Annotated in this window: 16 protein-coding genes; 11 read left to right on the plus strand and 5 right to left on the minus strand. The window is 71.2% G+C overall.

The window, feature by feature from the left end; translation table 11 throughout:
* From E1269_RS30680 to E1269_RS30720, 9 genes are all read left to right on the plus strand, one after another.
* A partial coding sequence (locus E1269_RS30680) for a mandelate racemase/muconate lactonizing enzyme family protein (protein WP_203434245.1) occupies nt 1–1430 on the plus strand: 1430 nt, incomplete at its 5' end.
* A 34-nt stretch (nt 1431–1464) separates the two neighbouring features.
* A complete protein-coding gene (locus tag E1269_RS30685; protein ID WP_131901838.1) occupies nt 1465–2268 on the plus strand; it encodes an ABC transporter permease in 804 nt (267 codons plus the stop codon).
* A complete protein-coding gene (locus E1269_RS30690) occupies nt 2265–3140 on the plus strand; it encodes an ABC transporter permease (RefSeq protein WP_131901841.1) in 876 nt (291 codons plus the stop codon). The genes E1269_RS30685 and E1269_RS30690 overlap by 4 nt, the downstream gene beginning before the upstream one ends.
* Nucleotides 3137–3934 (plus strand): ABC transporter ATP-binding protein, encoded by a 798-nt coding sequence (locus E1269_RS30695; RefSeq protein WP_131901843.1) that lies wholly within the window; start codon nt 3137–3139, stop codon nt 3932–3934. The genes E1269_RS30690 and E1269_RS30695 overlap by 4 nt, the downstream gene beginning before the upstream one ends.
* Nucleotides 3931–4275 (plus strand): hypothetical protein, encoded by a 345-nt coding sequence (locus tag E1269_RS30700; protein ID WP_131901845.1) that lies wholly within the window; start codon nt 3931–3933, stop codon nt 4273–4275. Before E1269_RS30695 ends, E1269_RS30700 begins: the two co-directional genes overlap by 4 nt.
* A gap of 13 nt (nt 4276–4288) precedes the next feature.
* Nucleotides 4289–4936 (plus strand): RraA family protein, encoded by a 648-nt coding sequence (locus E1269_RS30705; RefSeq protein WP_131901847.1) that lies wholly within the window; start codon nt 4289–4291, stop codon nt 4934–4936.
* Nucleotides 4937–4966: 30 nt separating this feature from the next.
* A complete protein-coding gene (locus tag E1269_RS30710; RefSeq protein ID WP_131901849.1) occupies nt 4967–5923 on the plus strand; it encodes a sugar kinase in 957 nt (318 codons plus the stop codon).
* A gap of 141 nt (nt 5924–6064) precedes the next feature.
* Nucleotides 6065–7291 (plus strand): mannonate dehydratase, encoded by a 1227-nt coding sequence (locus tag E1269_RS30715; protein WP_131901851.1) that lies wholly within the window; start codon nt 6065–6067, stop codon nt 7289–7291.
* A 22-nt stretch (nt 7292–7313) separates the two neighbouring features.
* Nucleotides 7314–8966 carry an Hsp60 family chaperonin gene (locus tag E1269_RS30720; protein WP_131901853.1) on the plus strand — a complete coding sequence of 551 codons (1653 nt, stop codon included), beginning with the start codon at nt 7314–7316 and terminating at the stop codon, nt 8964–8966.
* 25 nt (nt 8967–8991) lie between these two features.
* On the opposite strand, the gene E1269_RS30725 is transcribed toward E1269_RS30720, so the two are convergent.
* The 5 genes from E1269_RS30725 to abc-f all read right to left on the minus strand — a co-directional run bounded on the left by E1269_RS30725 (nt 8992) and on the right by abc-f (nt 15600).
* A complete protein-coding gene (locus E1269_RS30725) occupies nt 8992–10077 on the minus strand; it encodes a LysR family transcriptional regulator (protein ID WP_131901855.1) in 1086 nt (361 codons plus the stop codon).
* Complete coding sequence (locus E1269_RS30730; protein ID WP_131901857.1) at nt 10074–11051, minus strand: quinone oxidoreductase family protein; 978 nt, start codon at nt 11049–11051, stop codon at nt 10074–10076. Before E1269_RS30730 ends, E1269_RS30725 begins: the two co-directional genes overlap by 4 nt.
* 28 nt (nt 11052–11079) lie before the next feature.
* Entirely contained in the window at nt 11080–12978 is a 1899-nt protein-coding gene (locus E1269_RS30735; RefSeq protein ID WP_131901869.1) for an ABC transporter ATP-binding protein, read from the minus strand.
* A gap of 676 nt (nt 12979–13654) precedes the next feature.
* The gene (locus tag E1269_RS30740) at nt 13655–13876 is read right to left on the minus strand and encodes a helix-turn-helix domain-containing protein (RefSeq protein ID WP_203434246.1); all 222 of its coding nucleotides are present in this window, start codon (nt 13874–13876) and stop codon (nt 13655–13657) included.
* 125 nt (nt 13877–14001) lie between these two features.
* A complete protein-coding gene (gene abc-f / locus E1269_RS30745) occupies nt 14002–15600 on the minus strand; it encodes a ribosomal protection-like ABC-F family protein (protein ID WP_131901861.1) in 1599 nt (532 codons plus the stop codon).
* A 110-nt stretch (nt 15601–15710) separates the two neighbouring features.
* On the opposite strand from abc-f, the gene ypfJ reads away from it, so the two are divergent.
* On the plus strand, nt 15711–16604 hold the full coding sequence (ypfJ, locus tag E1269_RS30750) for a KPN_02809 family neutral zinc metallopeptidase (RefSeq protein WP_131901863.1): 894 nt from the start codon (nt 15711–15713) through the stop codon (nt 16602–16604).
* 10 nt (nt 16605–16614) lie between these two features.
* Nucleotides 16615–17270, plus strand: a 656-nt coding sequence (locus E1269_RS30755; protein ID WP_131901865.1) for an energy-coupling factor ABC transporter ATP-binding protein, incomplete at its 3' end; no start/stop codon positions are given.

Here is a 17270-nt window from a genome sequence, read left to right on the forward strand (position 1 = left end):
ATCACCGGCCCGCACCCCAGACCCCCGACGCCCCAGCGCGCCGTCCCGACCGGCGCGGCTTCCTCAAGTCCGCGGCCGCCGTGGGCGTGGGCGGCCTCAGCCTCGCCGCCGTCCCGCTGCTGCCCATCGAGGATCGCGTGGCCTACGCGACGCAGAACGTGAGCCGGGCCTCCAAGCCCTCCGATCTCAAGATCACCGACCTGCGGATCGCCGTGCTCGAAGGCGTCCCGTTCACCAGCCCGATCGTCCGCATCAGCACCAACCAGGGCATCACCGGATGGGGTGAGGTCCGCGACGACGCCGACCCGCGGTTCGCGCTCATGCTCAAGAGCCGCATCCTCGGCGAGAACCCGTGCAACGTCGAGATGCTGTTCAAGCGGATCAAGCAGTTCGGCGGCCAGGGCCGGCAGGGCGGCGGCGTGTCCGGCGTCGAGATGGCGCTGTGGGACCTGGCCGGCAAGGCCTTCGGCGTACCCGTCTACCAGCTGCTCGGCGGGCAGTACCGCAACCAGGTCCGCGTCTACACCGACGCCACGGAGTCCGAGGACCCCGAGGAGTACGCGGCGCGGATGAAGGCGCGCGTCGACGCCGGCGTGACGTTCCTCAAGATGGACCTCGGCCTGGAACTGATCAGCAAGATCGAGGGGACGGTGGTCGGCGGCGGACTATGGGGCGACGACCTCGGCCAGTACAACGGCGACCCCGGCAGCTACGGCATGACCGAGCACGCGTTCACCCAGGTGCAGATCACCGACAAGGGCCTGGACGAGATGGCCAAGTACATCGAGGCAGTGCGGGGCGCGATCGGCTACGAGATCCCGATGGGCATGGACCACACCGGCCACTTCGGGGTCGACACCGCGATCCGGCTGGCCAACCGCTTCGAGCGGTACAACCTGGCGTACCTGGAGGACCTGGTCCCGTGGTTCTACCACGACGACTGGCGGCAGATCACCGAGAACACGAACGTCCCGACGATGACCGGCGAGGACATCTTCGGCTTCGAAGCGTTCAAGGAGATCATCGACCAGGGACTCGTGGAACTGATCCACCCCGACCCGGCGACGGCCGGCGGCATCCTCGAGACCAAGCGCATCGCCGACTACGCCCAGATGCACAGCATCGCCACCATGCTCCACTACGCCGGCTCCCCCATCGGGGCCATCGCGTCGGCGCACATCGCCGCGGCCACCGAGGGCTTCCAGGCCCTGGAGTACCACTCCTTCGAGGTGGAGGGCTGGGACACCCTCGTCGACGGCATGGAGAAGCCGCTGATGAAAAACGGGTTCTACACGCTCACCGATCGTCCCGGCCTGGGCGTGGACCTCAACGAGGACGCCGCCAAGCAGTTCCTCAAGGAAGGCACGCAACTGTTCCCGAAGTCCGACGAGTGGAACGAGAAGGACTCCTGGGACCGCATCTGGAGCTGAGCGATCCGGTCCACCCACCAGCAAGGAGCCGTCGTTGACCGTTGTAGAGAAGCTGAGGCCGCGAGCGCGAGCGGCGTCGACCGCGTGGTTCGTCAGCCCGTTCGCGGTGCTGCTCGCGGTGTGGCTGATCGCGATCCCGGCGTTCGACGTGTCGGCGCGCACCTTCCCGTCCGCGCCGGCGGTGTGGTCGGCGTTCGTCGACCTGGCCACCGACGGCGACCTGACCAGCCATGTGCTCACCAGCCTCGGCCGCGTCTTCGCCGGCGCCGGCATCGCGGTCGTGGTCGGCGTGCCGTTCGGGCTGCTCATGGGGATGAGCGCGGGCCTTTCCGCGTTCTTCGCGCCGCTGTTGCGCTTCTCCGTCGCGCTCGCCGGGATCGCATGGATCCCGCTGGCCACGCTGTGGCTGGGCTACGGCAACAACGCGGTCGTCTTCGTCGTGTTCAACGCGGTCTTCTTCGCCATCGTGTACAACTCGATGCTCGGCGTCCGGCAGACCAGCACGTCGCTGTTGCGGGCCGCCCGCAGCCTCGGCGCGTCCCGATGGCGCATGTTTTGGGAGATCTACCTCCCGGGTGCGCTGCCCAACATCGTCACCGGGGCGCGCGTCGGGCTCGGGTTCGCCTGGCGTGGGCTCATCGCCGCCGAGATCATCGCCACCAGCACCGGCCTGGGCTACACGCTCTTCCTGGCCCGCCAGTACTACGAGACCGACGTGATCATCCTGATGATGATCCTCATCGGGATCCTCTGGCTGATCATGGACCGGTTGATCCTGGCGCCGCTCGAGCGGCGCACCGTGCAGCGGTGGTCCGCGGAGCGGCGGGAGCGGGCATGAGCGTGCAGGCCAACTCCCCCTCCCGCGCCGGCCGCCACGCCGCCGGCGCCACCCCGCCGACGCCGCGGCGCGCCAGCCCGGCCCGCCGGGCCGCCGCGCTCCTGCGCCGGCAGCCGATCGCGACGCTTCTTCCGTTCGCCGTGGTCATCGGCGTGTGGGCGGTGGTGTCCGCTCTCGGGATCTTCCCCAGCTCGTTCTTCGTCGGCCCGGCGACGGTGTTCGACAGCATGGTCGACTCGGTGCGCCGAGGCATCCTGCCGGCCTACATCCAGGACTCCCTGACCCGCCTCGCCGTCGGCGCCGCGTTCGGCCTCGGCATCGGCGTCGCGCTGGGGTTCCTCATCGGCCTGAACCGCTACGTGCGCAAGTTCTGCTGGCCCGTGCTGCTGTTCTTCCAGGCCATCGGCGACATCGCCTGGCTGCCCATCGTCATCATCTGGTTCGGGTTCAGTCTCACGTCGGTGACCGTGGTCATCGTGTACACGGTGACGTTTCCGCTGATCATCAGCATCGTCGCCGGCCTCGACGCGATACCCACGAACCTGTTGCGGGCCGCGGCCAGCCTGGGCGCCTCCCGGTGGCGGACGCTCTGGGAGGTCTACGTGCCCGGCGCCCTGCCGGGCGTGTCCAGCGGTGTGCGCACCGGCCTGGGGTACGGCTGGCGAGCGCTCATCGCCGCCGAGATCATCATCGGCACCAGCGGCGTCGGCTTCATGATGTTCGACGCCCGCCGCCAGGGCGACGTCTCCCACGTGTTCGTTGGCATGGCCGTGCTCGGTGTCCTCTGGTACATGACCGACGCCCTCGTCCTCGCTCCGCTCGAGAAGGAGACGGTCGAGCGCTGGGGCCTGGTGGAAAGGATCGGCCGATGACGATGCTCAGCGTCGACCAGCTCAACCAGGTGTACGTGGACACGTACACCGGGGAGGCGACGGTCGCCATCGAGGACGTGTCCTTCGACGTCCCCGAGGGGCAGTTCGTCTCCGTCATCGGCCCCAGCGGCTGCGGCAAGACCACGGTCCTGAACATCGTGGCCGGCTTCGTCGACGCGACCGGAGGGACGGTGCGCCTGCAGGGCTCGCCGGTGAGCGGGCCGGGACCGGACCGCGGCGTCGTCTTCCAGGACTTCGCGCTCTTCCCCTGGAAGACCGTCGAGGCCAACATCGCGTTCGGGCTGAAGACGCAGGGCGTCGGCAAGGTCGAGCGCCGCGCCAAGGCGCAGGAGATGATCGACCTGGTCGGCCTGACCGGCTTCGAGAAGAAGTATCCACACGAGCTCTCCGGCGGCATGCGCCAGCGCGCCGGCGTCGCCCGGGTGCTGGCCACCGAGCCGGCCATCATGCTCATGGACGAGCCGTTCGCCAGCGTCGACGCGCAAACCCGCAGGGTGCTCCAGCAGGAGGTCCTGCGCATCTGGGAGCAGCGGCGCACGACAGTGCTGTTCGTGACGCACGACGTCGACGAGGCGGTCTTCATGTCCGATCGCGTCGTCGTGCTCTCGCCGCGGCCGAGCACCGTCCGCGCCGACCTGAGCATCCAGATCCCCCGGCCGCGCTCGTGGACCGACATGCACACGAACACCGAGTTCGTGCGCATCCGCCGCGAGCTCATGACGATGCTCGGCGTCGAGACCGGCGTCGAGACCGGCTCTAGGTCGGCGCCATGACGCTGCTGGTTCGAGCCCTGCGCAGCACGGGTGGCCGCACCATCGTGGTGTTGGTCGTCCTGTGGATGCTCTGGCAGGCCTACCTCGCCGTCACCGCCGGCGGCAAGATCGCGCCCGCGGTGGACGACGCGGTCGACACCGGCCGGCCGGTGAGCATCTCGGTGACCCTCGGCTTCCCGCCCGAACGGTTCCACACCCTCGAGCTCCAGGAGTTCGGCAGGGTCGCCGCGGTGCACGACAACACCGTCGACCTGAGGAACGTGGCACCGGGAGCCGTCGACGACATCGCCCGCATCTACTGGGTCGAGAGCATCGACGCCCTCGCCCTCCCCGAACTCTGAGGAGCTGCATCACATGACCGCTTACACCGCCGAGACGATCGAGGCGTTCCGCAACCTCACCACCGCGTCGGTCTCCGACGGGCTGCAGTCGCTGGGCGTGCACGGCTATCTGTCGTCGGAGATCCGGCTGCAGGTGGGCTCCAAGGTCGTCGGACCCGCCGTCACCGTCCGGGAGGAACCGACCGACCTGGCCGAGCCGCCGACGCACGCGCTGGAGCTCATCGACGCCGCCGATCCCGGGTCGGTCGTCGTGATCGCGGTCGGCGAGAGCAACGTCGCCGTCTGGGGCGGGCTGATGACCGCCGGAGCCGTCGCCAACGGCCTGGCCGGCGCGGTGCTGGACGCCGGCGTGCGGGACGTCGAGGAGATCCGCCGCGACTTCGGGTTCACGGTCTTCGCGCGAGCGACGACGCCGGCCACCACCGTCGGCCGCTTCCGAACGGTGTCCGCGAACGAGCCGGTCACCTGCGGCGGAGTCGTCGTCACCCCCGGCGACCTGATCGTCGGCGACAGCGACGGTGTCGTCGCCGTCCCCGCCGCCCTGGTCGAGCAGACGCTGGCGGCCGCGACCGAGATCGAGGAGCGGGAGAAGGCTCAGACGAAGCTCATCCTCGAGGCCGGCTCGTTCGCGGCCGGGCTGGAGAAGTACGGGCGCATCTGAGCAGCACAGACCGACCCCGGGAGAAGCACCGTGCCAGAGATCGTGTCCTTCGGTGAACCCCTCGTCGAGTTCAACGCCGAGTCCGTGGGCGGCCCTCGGCCCGGCGCTCTATACAGCACCGGGTTCGGCGGCGACAGCTCCAACTTCGCCGTCGCGGTGAGCCGGCTCGGCGGCGACGCCGGCTACCTGTCGCGCGTCGGCGACGACGGCTTCGGCCGGATGCTGCTGGAGCTGTGGAAGACCGAGGGCGTCGACGCCGGACACGTCGTCGTCGACCCGGGCCACCCGACCGGCGTCTACTTCATCCTCCGCGACGGCACCACCGCGGAGTTCGTCTACCGCCGGTGCGGGTCGGCCGCTGCCCAGCTGACCCCCGACGACGTACCGCCGGACTGGATCGAGAACGCCCGGCTGCTGCACGTCACCGGCATCACCCAGGCCATCGGCCGCGGCTCCTGCGATGCGGTGTTCCAGGCCATCGACGTCGCCCGGGCCGCCGGCACCACCGTCACCTACGACCCCAACATCCGCCCGCAGCTGTGGCCGCTGCACGAGGCCCGCGCCGTCACCCGATACACCGCCGGGATGTGCGACGTCGTCATGCCGAACCTCGAGGAGGGCCGGCTGCTCACCGGCCGTGAGGACCCGCACGACATCGCCGACGAGCTGCTGGAGCTCGGCGCGCCGATGGCCGTGCTGAAGATGGGGTCGGCCGGCGCGGTGGTCGCCACGGCGCGCGAGCACGTCCGCGTCCCCGCGCTGCAGGTGCGGGCGACCGACCCGACCGGCGCCGGCGACACGTTCAACGCCGCCTTCGCCGTCGCGCTGGTCGAGGGCAGGGCCGTCGCCGACGCGGCCAGGTTCGCCTCCGCCGCGGCCTCGCACGTCGTCCAGGGCCTCGGCGCGGTCAACCAGATCCCTCGGCGACGGCTGGCCGACCGGCTGCTGGGCGAGCTGACCGCGGCGGACGCGAGGGCCGAGCCGTGAGAAGCGCGCGCCTGGCCCGGTCGCGGTCTCCCCCGGACCGCGGCACTCGAAGCGTGAGCACGCACCGTCGCGACCGCGAGCGCCAGGCGGTCCCAGGAGTGTCCGAAGGCATCAACGCTGACCACTGAAGGGCATCACACCATGGAGAACACGCGTCGAGACTTCATCAGACAGGGCGCCTCGGTGGCGGCCCTGTCGACCGCCGGGCTGGCCGCCGGCACCGTGGCAGCCGGTACCGCGGCCGCCAGCACCGCAGCCGGCTCCGACCTGGCACCGCAGGGACCGCCCTACCCCGAAGTGCGCTGGCCGGAGGAGGTCCAGGAGGGCGCCGACACGCCCAAGCTGTGCCAGTGGTTCTCGCGCGACCCCGACGAGCGCACCGTCCGGCGCTGGAAGCAGGCCGGCGTGCGCGGCGCGCTGATCACCAACCCGCCACCGCTGCCGTGGACCGTCGAGACGCTGCGGGCGGACAAGACGCGCCTGGAGTCCTACGGCCTGCACATCACCGCGTACCTGATCAGCGTCGCCGACGCCATCGTGCGCAACACGTCGGGCCGGGACCTCGCGATCGAGAACATCAAGAAGTCCATCGTCGCCGCCGGCGCGGCCGGCATCCCCGTCGTCGAGTACAACTTCTACGTCCACCGGCTGACCGAGGGCTACTACGAGTACATCGACGAGGAGCGCGGCGGCGCCGGCTACACCGCCTTCGACTACCACCGCGAGGTCGACGGCGTCGCGATCGAGGACCTGCCGCCGCTGCCCGGCACGCCACTGTTCGAGTACGAGGAGCTCTGGACGAACTACGAGTACTTCCTGCGCCAGGTCGTGCCGGTCGCCGAGGAGGCCGGCGTGCGTCTGGCCGTCCACCCCAACGATCCGCCGGCCGTCATCAGCCGAGGCAACCCGCAGATCATGGGCTCGGTCGCGGACTGGAAGCGGATGGTCGAGACCGTGGACAGCCCGTCCAACGGCATGACCGTCCACGCCGGCGTCACGCCCGAGGTCGGGTACGACGCGGTCGACTTCCTGCGCTGGATGGGCCGCCGCGACCGCATCAACCACATCCACTACCGCAACGTGCTGGTCGACGAGCCGCGGGTCAAGTACCGCGAGGTCTTTCCGGACAACGGCGTCACCGACATGTTCGCGTTCATGCGCGAGCTCGTGCGCCAGGACTACAGCCTCGGTGTCCTCGCCGAGCACCCGCGGGCGCTGGACTACGACCGCGAGAACGACGCCATCGGCGGCCAGTACGGCGACGTCGGCGGCGGCGGTCACGGCGGCGAGCTCTATGACACGGGCTACGCGCGGGCGATGCTGCAAGCCGCGCTGGTCATGGAGCGGGGCACGGGTCCGCGCAACTGACCCCGACGAAGGGAGCGGGCGCATGCCAGAGGTGCTGTTCGACGCCGCCGCCCGGCGCCGGCTGCGGACGGGGGTCGACACGCTGGCCGACGCGGTCCGGGTCACCCTCGGGCCGCGCGGCCGGACCGTCGTGCTCGGCGCGGCGTCCGGCGCCGGGGCCGGCCCGCCGACGGTCGCCGACGACGGCGCCACCGTCGCCGCCGCGCTGGAGCTGCCCGACCCGTACGCCGACCTCGGCCGGCAGCTGGTGCGGGAGGTGGCGGCCCGCACGAACGCCGTCGCCGGTGACGGTGCGACGACCGCGGTCGTGCTGGCGCAGGCGATGACGCACCTCGGGCTGCGCGCCGTCGAGGCCGGAGCGCAGCCCGAGGCGCTCCGGCACGGCATGGACGTCGCCGCGCACGCGGCCGTGACCGCGCTGCACAGCCTGGCCCGCCCTGCCGCCGGACGGGACCTGCTGCGGGCCGTAGCCGCAAACGCGGCCGGTGACCAGCGCGTCGGCGAGCTGGTCGCGGACGCGTTCGGCAAGGTCGGCCGCGACGGCGTGGTCAGCGTCGACGAGTCCCGGGCCGACGGCGTCGACCTGGAGTTCGCCGACGGACTGCGGCTCGGCAACGGCTATCTCAGCCCAGCGATGGCCACCGAACCGGACCAGGCCCGCGCCGTCCTCGACGACGCCTGGGTGCTGCTGCACCACGGCAAGATCTCTGACCTCGACCAGCTCCTTCCCCTGCTTGAGCAGGTCTACCCGACCCGCCGGCCACTCCTCCTCGTCGCCGACGACGTACGGCGCGAGGCCCTGTCGATGCTGCTGTTCAACAAGCTGCGCGGCGTCTTCACCGCCGTCGCCGTGAAGGCGCCGGCGCTGGGCAACCGGCGGCTGGCGCACCTGGAGGACCTCGCCGCCCTCACCGGCGGCCGGGTGGTCGCGCCCGAGGCCGGGCTGAAGCTGGCGCGGGCCGGCATCGACGTCCTCGGCCGGGCCTACCGCGTCGTCGTCACCGAACACGAGACGCAGGTCATCGGCGGCGCCGGTGCTCCGGCCGACCTCGAGGCCCGCGTCGACGGCGTCCGGCACCAGCTGGCCGCGGCGGAGAGCGACTGGGAGCGCGAGGTGCTCCGGGAGCGGCTCGGCGCGCTGACCGGGGGCGCCTGCGTCATCCGCGTCGGCGCGGCCACCGACGTCGAGCTGGCCGACCGCAGGCGGCGCGTCGCCGACGCCGTCGCCGCCACCCGGGCCGCGCTGCGCGACGGGGTCGTCGCCGGCGGCGGCTCGGCGCTCGTCCACGCCGGCCGGGCGGCGGGCGCCGGCGTCGGCCTCACCGGCGACGAGCTGATCGGCGCCGACGTCGTCCGGCTCGCGCTGGCCGAGCCGCTGCGGTGGATCGCCCGCAACGCCGGCGCCGACGGCGACCTCGTGGCGGCGCGGGTCGCGGCGCTCACCGACGGCCACGGCTTCGACGCGGAGTCCGGCCGCTACGGCGATCTGGAGGCGGCCGGCGTGGTCGACCCGGTCGCCGTCGTCCGCGCCGCTGTGCACAACGCCACGTCGATGGTCGGGCTGCTGCTGACCACGGCGGCGCTGGTCGTCGACGGGCACCGCCCCGACCCGGCAGAGCTCGACGGCGGCGGCCTGAGCCACGGCCATGGCCACGGTCATGGCCACGGGCACTGACGGCGACGGCTCCAGGCAGCCGCCGTCAGCCCCGCTTGGACCGTGACCGGGAGGCCGGGCGGGTCCGCCGGCGCGGTGCCGCCGCTTGGCCGGCATCGGTGGCCGGCGGCCGGCTGGTGGCCGGGCCCGGCCGCGAACCGCCCGGGCCGATCAGCTCGCGGCGCTGGTACAGCTCCACCGGCTCCGGAACCGGCATCTGCAACAGCAGGTCGAGGAAGGCGCGGGTGGCCGGCTGCATGGGCCGGCTGGCATCCCAGAAGACGCCCACCTGGCGGTGCGGCACGACGTCGCGCAACGGCACGACCACCACGCCCTGTGTGTCGGAGACCTTCGCGGCGAGCAGGTTGGTGACGCCCACGCCCAGCCCGGAACGCGCCATCGCCACGAGGGTCTGCGGCTGGTTGGTCTGGAAGGCGATGCGCGGGGTCAGCCCGGCCGCGGCGAGCGCGGCGTGCACCTCGAAGACGTGCTCCGGCCCGGTGTGGCTGGCCCCGATCGTGATCAGGGGCCGGCCCTCCAGCTCGACCAGCGTCAGGCTGCTCGTCGATGCCAGCGGGTCGTCGGCCGCGACGACGGCGACGAGGGGCTCCTCCCAGAGGACGTGCCATTCCAGCGACGACTCCCGAGGCGTCGGCGTGACGGGGCGCAGAGCGAGGTCGGCGTCGCCGGCGTACAGGGCCTCGCCGACGTTGAGGGTGTCGCCCTCGACCAGGGACACCTCGATGTTGGGGTGCCGGGTGGCGAACTCCTTGATGGTCGCCGGCATCATCGCCGCCGCGGCGCTGGGGAACGTGGCCACCCGGACGTGGCCACGCAACAGGCCCAGGACCGACTGCACGGCCGACACACCGGCCTCCAGCTCGCGCCGGACGGCCCTCGCGTGCACCAGGAACGCCACACCGGCCTCGGTGAGCCGGACCGGCCGCTCCCGCCGGTCGAACAGGGTGGCGCCCAGGCGCCGCTCCAGGTCGGCGATGTGCGCGCTGATGCGTGACTGCGACCGGAACATGTGATCGGCCGCGGCCGCGAACCCGCCGTGGTCGACGACGGCGAGGAAGCTCGTCAGCCACTCCAGCCGGTAGCCGTCGACGGACAGGCTGGAATTATTCATGCGCGCGTGACCAGCACGAGCTTCCCGATCGTGGCGCGGCCTTCCAGCGCTTCGTGCGCCTTCGCCGCCTGCTCCAGTGGCAGCGCGTCGGCGACTGTGACTTGGAGCCGACCGGCGGCGACGGCTTGGAAGACCTCACCTGCCCGCCAGACCAGCTCGTCGCGGTCGGCGATGTAGTCGCCGATGGTCGGCCGGGTCAGGAACAGCGAGCCGGCGCGGTTGAGCCGCTGCGGGTCGAACGGGGGCACCTGGCCGCTCGACGCGCCGTACAGGACCAGCATGCCCCGACGGCGCAGGCTGCCCAGCGACGCGTCGAACGTGGACGCGCCGACGCCGTCGTAGACCACAGCCACGCCGCGATCGCCGGTCAACCTGCGCACCTCGGCGGCGAGGTCGTCGACCTCGGTGTAGCGGATGACGTGGTCGGCGCCGGCCGCCCGGGCCTGCTTCTCCTTCGCCTCCGTCGACACGGTCCCGATGACGGTGGCGCCCTTCGCGGTGGTTAGCTGGACCAGCAGGTTCCCGACGCCGCCGGCCGCGGCGTGGACGAGGAGCTCCTCGCCGGTCCGCACCGGGTGGGTGGAGGTGGCCAGGAAGTGCGCGGTGATGCCTTGCAGGGCCACCGCCGCCGCCGTCGTCAGCTCCAGCCCGTCGGGCACCGGCACCGCCCTCGCCTCGGGGACGACCTGGTGGGTGGCGTAGCTGCCCACGGCGTCGACCCAGGCCACGCGGTCGCCGGCGGACAGCGACGTCACACCCGAACCGACATCGGCGACCACACCAGCGCCCTCGGTGCCGACCACGTGCGGGTAGCGCATCGGGTAGACGCCGGACCTGCGGTAGATGTCGATGAAGTTGACACCGGCCGCCGCGACCTCGACCAGGACCTCGCCCTCCCCTGGTGTGGGTGTCTCGAGCTCGACCGTCGCCAGGACTTCGGGGCCGCCTTGCCGGGTCGCTCGAACCGCCCGCATGGATCGCAACTCCTTCGGCTTCTCGCTGTCAGTCGGCCACCATCCGCTCGCGCTGAGCCGCGAACTGGGTCGTGTACAGATCAGCGTAGTGGCCCCCGGCGGCCAGCAGCTCGTCGTGCGTCCCCCGCTCCACGATGCGGCCGTCGGCGACGACGAGGATGGCGTCGGCGTCGCGGATGGTGGACAGGCGGTGCGCGATGACGAGGGACGTGCGGCCGGTGAGCGCGGTCTTGAGCGCCCGCTGCACGGCCACCTCCGACTCGGAGTCCAGGTGCGCCGTCGCCTCGTCGAGGACGACCACGCGCGGGGCCTTGAGCAGCAGCCGGGCCAGCGCCATCCGCTGCTTCTCGCCGCCGGACAGCCGGTAGCCGCGATCGCCGACGACGGTGTCCAGACCCTCGGGGAGCGACGCCACCAGCGGGGCGATCTGGGCCGCTTCCAGCGCCGCCCAGAGGTCGTCGTCGGACGCGTCGGGCCGGGCGTAGCCGAGGTTGTAGCGGATGGTGTCGTGGAACATGTGGGCGTCCTGGGTGACCACGCCCACGGCGTCGTGCAGCGACTCCAGGGTCACGCCACGCACGTCGTGGCCGCCGACGCGGACCACGCCGGCCGTCGGGTCGTACAGCCGCGACACCAAGTGCGTGATGGTGGACTTGCCCGCGCCCGACGGTCCGACGAGCGCCACCAGTTGCCCCGGCTCGACGGTGAACGAGACACCGCGCAGCACCGGCTCCGGCGAGGACACCATCGGCCGGGCCACCGCCTCCAGCGAGGCCAGCGACACGTCGTCGGCACCGGGGTAGCTGAACTCGACGTCCTCGAACTCGACGGACAGCTGGCGGCCGTCCGTCGCGGCCGACAGGTCGCGGGCGCCGGGAGCGTCGCGGACCACCGGCTTCAGGTCAAGGACCTCGAAGACCCGCTCGAAGCTGACCAGCGCGGTCATGATGTCGACCTGGACGTTCGACAGCGCCGTCAAGGGCCCGTACAGCCGGGTCAGGAGCGCGGCGAGCGCGACCAGCGTGCCGACCTCCAGCGTGCCGTCGATGGCCAGCCACCCGCCGACGCCGTAGACCACCGCCGTCGCCAGCGACGCCAGGAACGTCAGGCCGAGGAAGAAGTAGCGGGCGTACAGGGCCTGGGTCACGCCGATGTCGCGGACCCGGCCGGCCGCCTGCCCGAACGCCTGGTTCTCGATGCCGTAACGGCCGAAGATCTTGACCAGCAGCGCGCCGGAGACGTTGAACCGCTCGGTCATGGTCTGGCTCATCGCGGCGTTGAGCTGCATGGCCTCCCGGCTGATGTCGGCCAGCCGGCGACCGATGAACCGCGCGGGCAAGAGGAACAGCGGCACCAGGACCAGCACGATCAGGGTGATCTGCCACGACAGCACGATCATCGCGCCGAGCGCGAGCACCAGGGTGACGAGGTTGCTGACCACCTGGGACAGCGTGCCGGTGAACGCCTGCTGCGCACCGATGACGTCGCTGTTGAGCCGCGACACCAGCGAGCCGGTCTGGGTGCGGGTGAAGAACGCGATCGGCTGGCGCTGGACGTGGTCGAAGACCTGCCGGCGCAGGTCGAAGATGAGACCCTCGCCGACCCGGGCCGACATCCAGCGTCCGAGCAGGCCGAGGCCGGCGTCGACGACGGCCAGCCCGGCGACCGCGACCGCCGCCCAGACGACGACCCGGCGGTCGCCGGCCGACACGCCGTCGTCGATGAGGACCTTGAGCAGCAGCGGAACCGCCGCCGCGGACGCCGCCGCGGCGATGGTGGTGCCGAGGAAGACCGCCAGCTGGAACCGGTACGGACGTCCGTACCCGATGATGCGCTTCGCGGTACCCCGAGCCAGCCGCCGGTCGGTGACCGACCGGTCGCTCGAGAACGACCTCGACGCCCGCCACGCCCCGCCCATCGGCCCCATCGACACCGGCGTCGACCTCCTCGTCACGTGTCTGGCCGGGCCGGCCGGTCATGGTCCGGCCCGACGCCGTAACGCCCGAGCCGGCCGGTGTTCTTCCCGGGTGCGGGCGCCGGGGAGGCGTGTTCGCTCAGAGCAGGGCACCATCCCCGTGATCATGTTCTCTCACGGTCGCGGTGAGACCGCGAACGAACCTGATCATGGGGTAGGGCTCAGCGCGCCGTCGCGCGGACCTCGGCGCCGTACTCGCGGGTTTCCTGCGCCGCCGGCTCGCGGACAGGCTGAACCGCGCTCACGGCCCCGGCCGCATCACTGTCACGACCGGAGAGACCGCTTTCACGCCATGTCACATCGTGAAAGCACACCGATTGCGCAGCAATGGCTAGACCAAGATCATTCTGTACGCTGCGTAATCACGAGTCGCCGTTATGCCGGAATCAACCGGATTCACGCTACGGACAGTGAGCAAGGTCAGTAGAAAAAGCCCCCTCGGCTTCGAGTGCGACGACTCGAGTATTCGCCGTTGGCGGCTCACCGATGCTCGGTGACCGCCCCGCCGTATCGCCTGGAATCAGGCGCCAGCGCGCCGGGGATCGCGCAGTGGGTGACGAAGCGAATCGTGGGGTGATCGAGCTGCTGGAGGCCACCCTCCTCCGGCATCTCGACCTCAGGGACTCGGTCAGTCCTGCTTCTTCGACTTGCCTCGTGTGGCCCCTCCACGCCCTCGTAGATTGACGCCTGACTCGGACAGAACCCGATGGACGAACCCGTAGGACCGCCCTGTTTCGGTGGCGAGCTCGCGGATGCTGCGACCACCTTCGTACTTCTTCTTCAGGTCAGAGGCGAGCTTGTCACGCTGCCCCCCACTGATCCGCGCGCCTTTTACCAACTTCTCGGCCACGCGTCCTCCCGTTTCGTTGTCCTGCATGACAGAGGACAATGATCCGCTCCATTATCGGTTTTCGCCACTCGAAGACAAGATCACGTCCTGATGTGGGGGAAAAACGCAGGATCGATCGACCTCTCCTATGCCAGTGAGACGAGCTCGGCGTAGTCCGGGTTCCACAGATCTTCGACTCCGTCCGGAAGTAGCACGACGCGTTCCGGACCGAGCGCCTGGACCGCGCCCTCATCGTGCGTCACGAGCACGATCGCGCCGGTGAACGAACGCAGCGCGGCGAGCACCTCCGCGCGCGAGGCCGGGTCGAGGTTGTTCGTGGGCTCGTCGAGCAGCAGCACGTTGGCGCTGGAGACCACCAGCGCGGCCAGGGCCAGGCGGGTCTTCTCGCCGCCGGACAGCACGCCCGCCGGCTTGTCGACGTCGTCACCGGAGAACAGGAACGAGCCCAGCACACGGCGCGCCTCGACCGCCGGCAGGTCCGGTGCGGACGTGCGCAGGTTCTCCAGCACGGTGCGTGAGGTGTCGAGCGTCTCGTGCTCCTGGGCGTAGTAGCCCAGCCGCAGGCCGTGGCCGGGCTCCACCGACCCGGTGTCGGCCGGCTCGAGCCCCGCGAGCAGCCGCAGCAGCGTCGTCTTGCCGGCACCGTTGAGGCCGAGTATCACGACCCGGCTGCCGCGGTCGATGGCAAGGTCGACGTCGGTGAAGACCTCCAGCGATCCGTACGACTTCGACAGCCCACTGGCCGTCAGCGGCGTCCTGCCGCACGGCGCGGGGTCGGGGAAGCGCAGCTTGGCCACCTTGTCCGCGCGCCGCTGGTCCTCCAGCCCAGCGAGCAGGCGGTTCGCCCGGCGCTCCATGTTCTGCGCGGCGGTGGCCTTGGTGGCCTTGTAGCGCATCCGGTCCGCCTGCGCCTTCAGCGCCGCGGCCTTCTTCTCGGCGTTGGCCCGCTCACGGTGCCGGCGGCGCTCGTCGGTCTCGCGCTGCTCCAGATAGGCCTTCCAGCCGATGTTGTAGACGTCGATCGCCGCGCGCGTGGCGTCGAGGTGAAATACCCGGTTGACCGTCTGGTCGAGCAGGGCGACGTCGTGGCTGATGACCACCAGACCGCCCTTGAAGGCGCGCAGGAAGTCGCGCAACCACACGACGGAGTCGGCGTCCAGGTGGTTCGTCGGCTCGTCCAGCAGCAGCGTCTGTGCGTCGGAGAACAGGATGCGGGCCAGCTCGACCCGGCGGCGTTGCCCGCCGGAGAGCGTGCGCAGGGGCTGGGTCAGGACCCGCTCGGGCAGGCCGAGGCTGGCGGCGATGGTGGCCGCCTCACTCTCCGCGGCGTAGCCGCCCATGGCCAGGAACTCCGCCTCCAGCCGCTCGTAGCGGCGCATGCCACGCTCGTGCTCGGCGGCGTCGCTGGAGGCCATCTGCTTCTCCGCCCGGCGCAGCCCGGCGACGACGACGTCCAGGCCGCGAGCACCGAGGATGCGGTCACGCGCGAGCACGTCGGGGTCGCCTGCACGCGGGTCCTGCGGCAGGTAGCCGACCGAGCCGGTACGGGTGACCGAGCCCGCCGCCGGCTGGCCCTCGTCTGCGAGGATGCGGGTGAGGGTGGTCTTGCCCGCGCCGTTGCGCCCGACCAGGCCGACCTTGTCGCCGGGGGCGATGCGGAAGCTTGCGTCTGTCAGCAGGATCTGTGCGCCGGCGCGCACTTCCAGCTGGTGTGCGGTGATCATGTCTGAGTGAGCTCTTTCGTGGCGGGGGTGGGCAGGGTAGCGAGTTCCGCCAACGATTCAGTCCGCCACGGGCATCATGGTGGCAGTCTACTGGGGGAGGTCGCGCGGCCATGAGGTTCAACCGACGTGCACGCCTGGATCCTTCCCAGGTGTCCGATCAGCGCGGCCGCCCAGTGGGCCGCACGGCTGCCGCCGGCGGCGGCATCGGCGTGATCATCCTCGCCCTGTTCGCCCTGCTCACTGGCACCAACCCGGCCGATCTGCTGGGCGACGGCACCACACCGGCCATCCAGGCCTCACCCGGTGCCGAGGGCGAGCTGGAGCAGGAGTGCCAGGTGGTCGCCGACATCGACGAGAACCCCGACTGCCGGTTCGTGCTCTATGTCAACTCCGCCCAGGCGTTCTGGGACGACTATTTCGCCGCGGCCGGCTCGCAGTACACGCAGGCCACCACCACGTTCTTCACCACCGCCGTCGACACCGTCTGCGGACGGGCGTCGTCGCAGGTCGGGCCGTTCTACTGCCCCGGAGACCAGAACGTCTACCTCGACCTCGGCTTCTTCGACGAGCTGCGCACCACCTACGGCGGCCCGAGCGGCATGTTCGCCGAGGCGTACGTGCTGGCCCATGAGTACGGCCACCACGTGCAGAACCTCACCGGGCAGATGAGCCGCGTGCGGTCGCGCTCGGGCCCGGACTCCGACGCCGTGCGGCTGGAGCTGCAGGCCGACTGCTACGCCGGCATGTGGGCCCGACAGGCCACCACGGCCGCCGACGTGTCCGGACGGCCGCTCATCTCCGACCTCACCGACCAGGACATCCGCGACGCGCTGGCCGCCGCGAACACCGTCGGCGACGACTACATCCAGGAGCGCTTCCAGGGCACCGTCACGCCCGAGTCGTGGACCCACGGCTCCAGCGAGCAGCGCCAGGCGTGGTTCACTGTCGGGTACCGCAGCGGCGACGTGGCCGCCTGCGACACCTTCGCCGCGTCGTCGCTCTAGGAGCTCCCGTGTGATCGAGGTCAAGGCCGTCACGCACCACTACGGCGACCGGACCGTCCTGCGCGAGGTCGACGTCACCCTGACCGAGCAGCGGGTCGGTGTCATCGGCGCCAACGGCTCGGGCAAGTCCACCTTCGCCCGGCTGCTCAACGGGCTGGTGCTGCCCTCGTCGGGCACGGTGACGGTGGACGGGCTGGACACCCGTCGCGACGCGACCGCGGTGCGCCGGCGGGTCGGATTCGTGTTCACCGACCCCGACGCCCAGATCCTGATGCCGACGGTGGCCGAGGACGTCGCGTTCGGGCTGCGCGGGATGTCGCGCGGCGACGTGTCGCGACGCGTGTCCGAGGCGATGGCGTCGTTCGGGCTGTCGACACACGCAGACCATCCGGCGCACCTGCTGTCCGGCGGCCAGAAGCAGCTGCTGGCGCTGTGCGCGGTGCTGGTGACCGAGCCGAAGATCCTCGTCTGCGACGAGCCGACGACGCTGCTGGACCTGCGCAACACCCGGCGCATCCTGTCGCTCCTGGCCGACCTGCCGCAGCGCGTCGTCCTGGTGACGCACGACCTCGACGCGGTCCTGGCGATGGACAGGGTCCTCGTCTTCGACGACGGCCGCCTCGTCTTCGACGGTCCCCCGCCCCCCGCCGTCGCCCACTACCGCAC

Source organism: Jiangella asiatica (assembly GCF_004349065.1).
GTDB classification, from domain to species: domain Bacteria; phylum Actinomycetota; class Actinomycetes; order Jiangellales; family Jiangellaceae; genus Jiangella; species Jiangella asiatica.

What these genes read in the sequence shown, in the direction of transcription:
- E1269_RS30690 (WP_131901841.1), top strand. Translation starts at nt 2,265, where the DNA reads ATGAGCGTGCAGGCCAACTCCCCCTCCCGCGCCGGCCGCCACGCCGCC.
- E1269_RS30695 (WP_131901843.1), top strand. Translation starts at nt 3,137, where the DNA reads ATGACGATGCTCAGCGTCGACCAGCTCAACCAGGTGTACGTGGACACG.
- E1269_RS30700 (WP_131901845.1), top strand. Translation starts at nt 3,931, where the DNA reads ATGACGCTGCTGGTTCGAGCCCTGCGCAGCACGGGTGGCCGCACCATC.
- E1269_RS30705 (WP_131901847.1), top strand. Translation starts at nt 4,289, where the DNA reads ATGACCGCTTACACCGCCGAGACGATCGAGGCGTTCCGCAACCTCACC.
- E1269_RS30715 (WP_131901851.1), top strand. Translation starts at nt 6,065, where the DNA reads ATGGAGAACACGCGTCGAGACTTCATCAGACAGGGCGCCTCGGTGGCG.
- E1269_RS30720 (WP_131901853.1), top strand. Translation starts at nt 7,314, where the DNA reads ATGCCAGAGGTGCTGTTCGACGCCGCCGCCCGGCGCCGGCTGCGGACG.
- E1269_RS30725 (WP_131901855.1), bottom strand. Translation starts at nt 10,077, where the DNA reads ATGAATAATTCCAGCCTGTCCGTCGACGGCTACCGGCTGGAGTGGCTG.
- E1269_RS30730 (WP_131901857.1), bottom strand. Translation starts at nt 11,051, where the DNA reads ATGCGGGCGGTTCGAGCGACCCGGCAAGGCGGCCCCGAAGTCCTGGCG.
- E1269_RS30735 (WP_131901869.1), bottom strand. Translation starts at nt 12,978, where the DNA reads ATGGGGCCGATGGGCGGGGCGTGGCGGGCGTCGAGGTCGTTCTCGAGC.
- abc-f (WP_131901861.1), bottom strand. Translation starts at nt 15,600, where the DNA reads ATGATCACCGCACACCAGCTGGAAGTGCGCGCCGGCGCACAGATCCTG.
- ypfJ (WP_131901863.1), top strand. Translation starts at nt 15,711, where the DNA reads ATGAGGTTCAACCGACGTGCACGCCTGGATCCTTCCCAGGTGTCCGAT.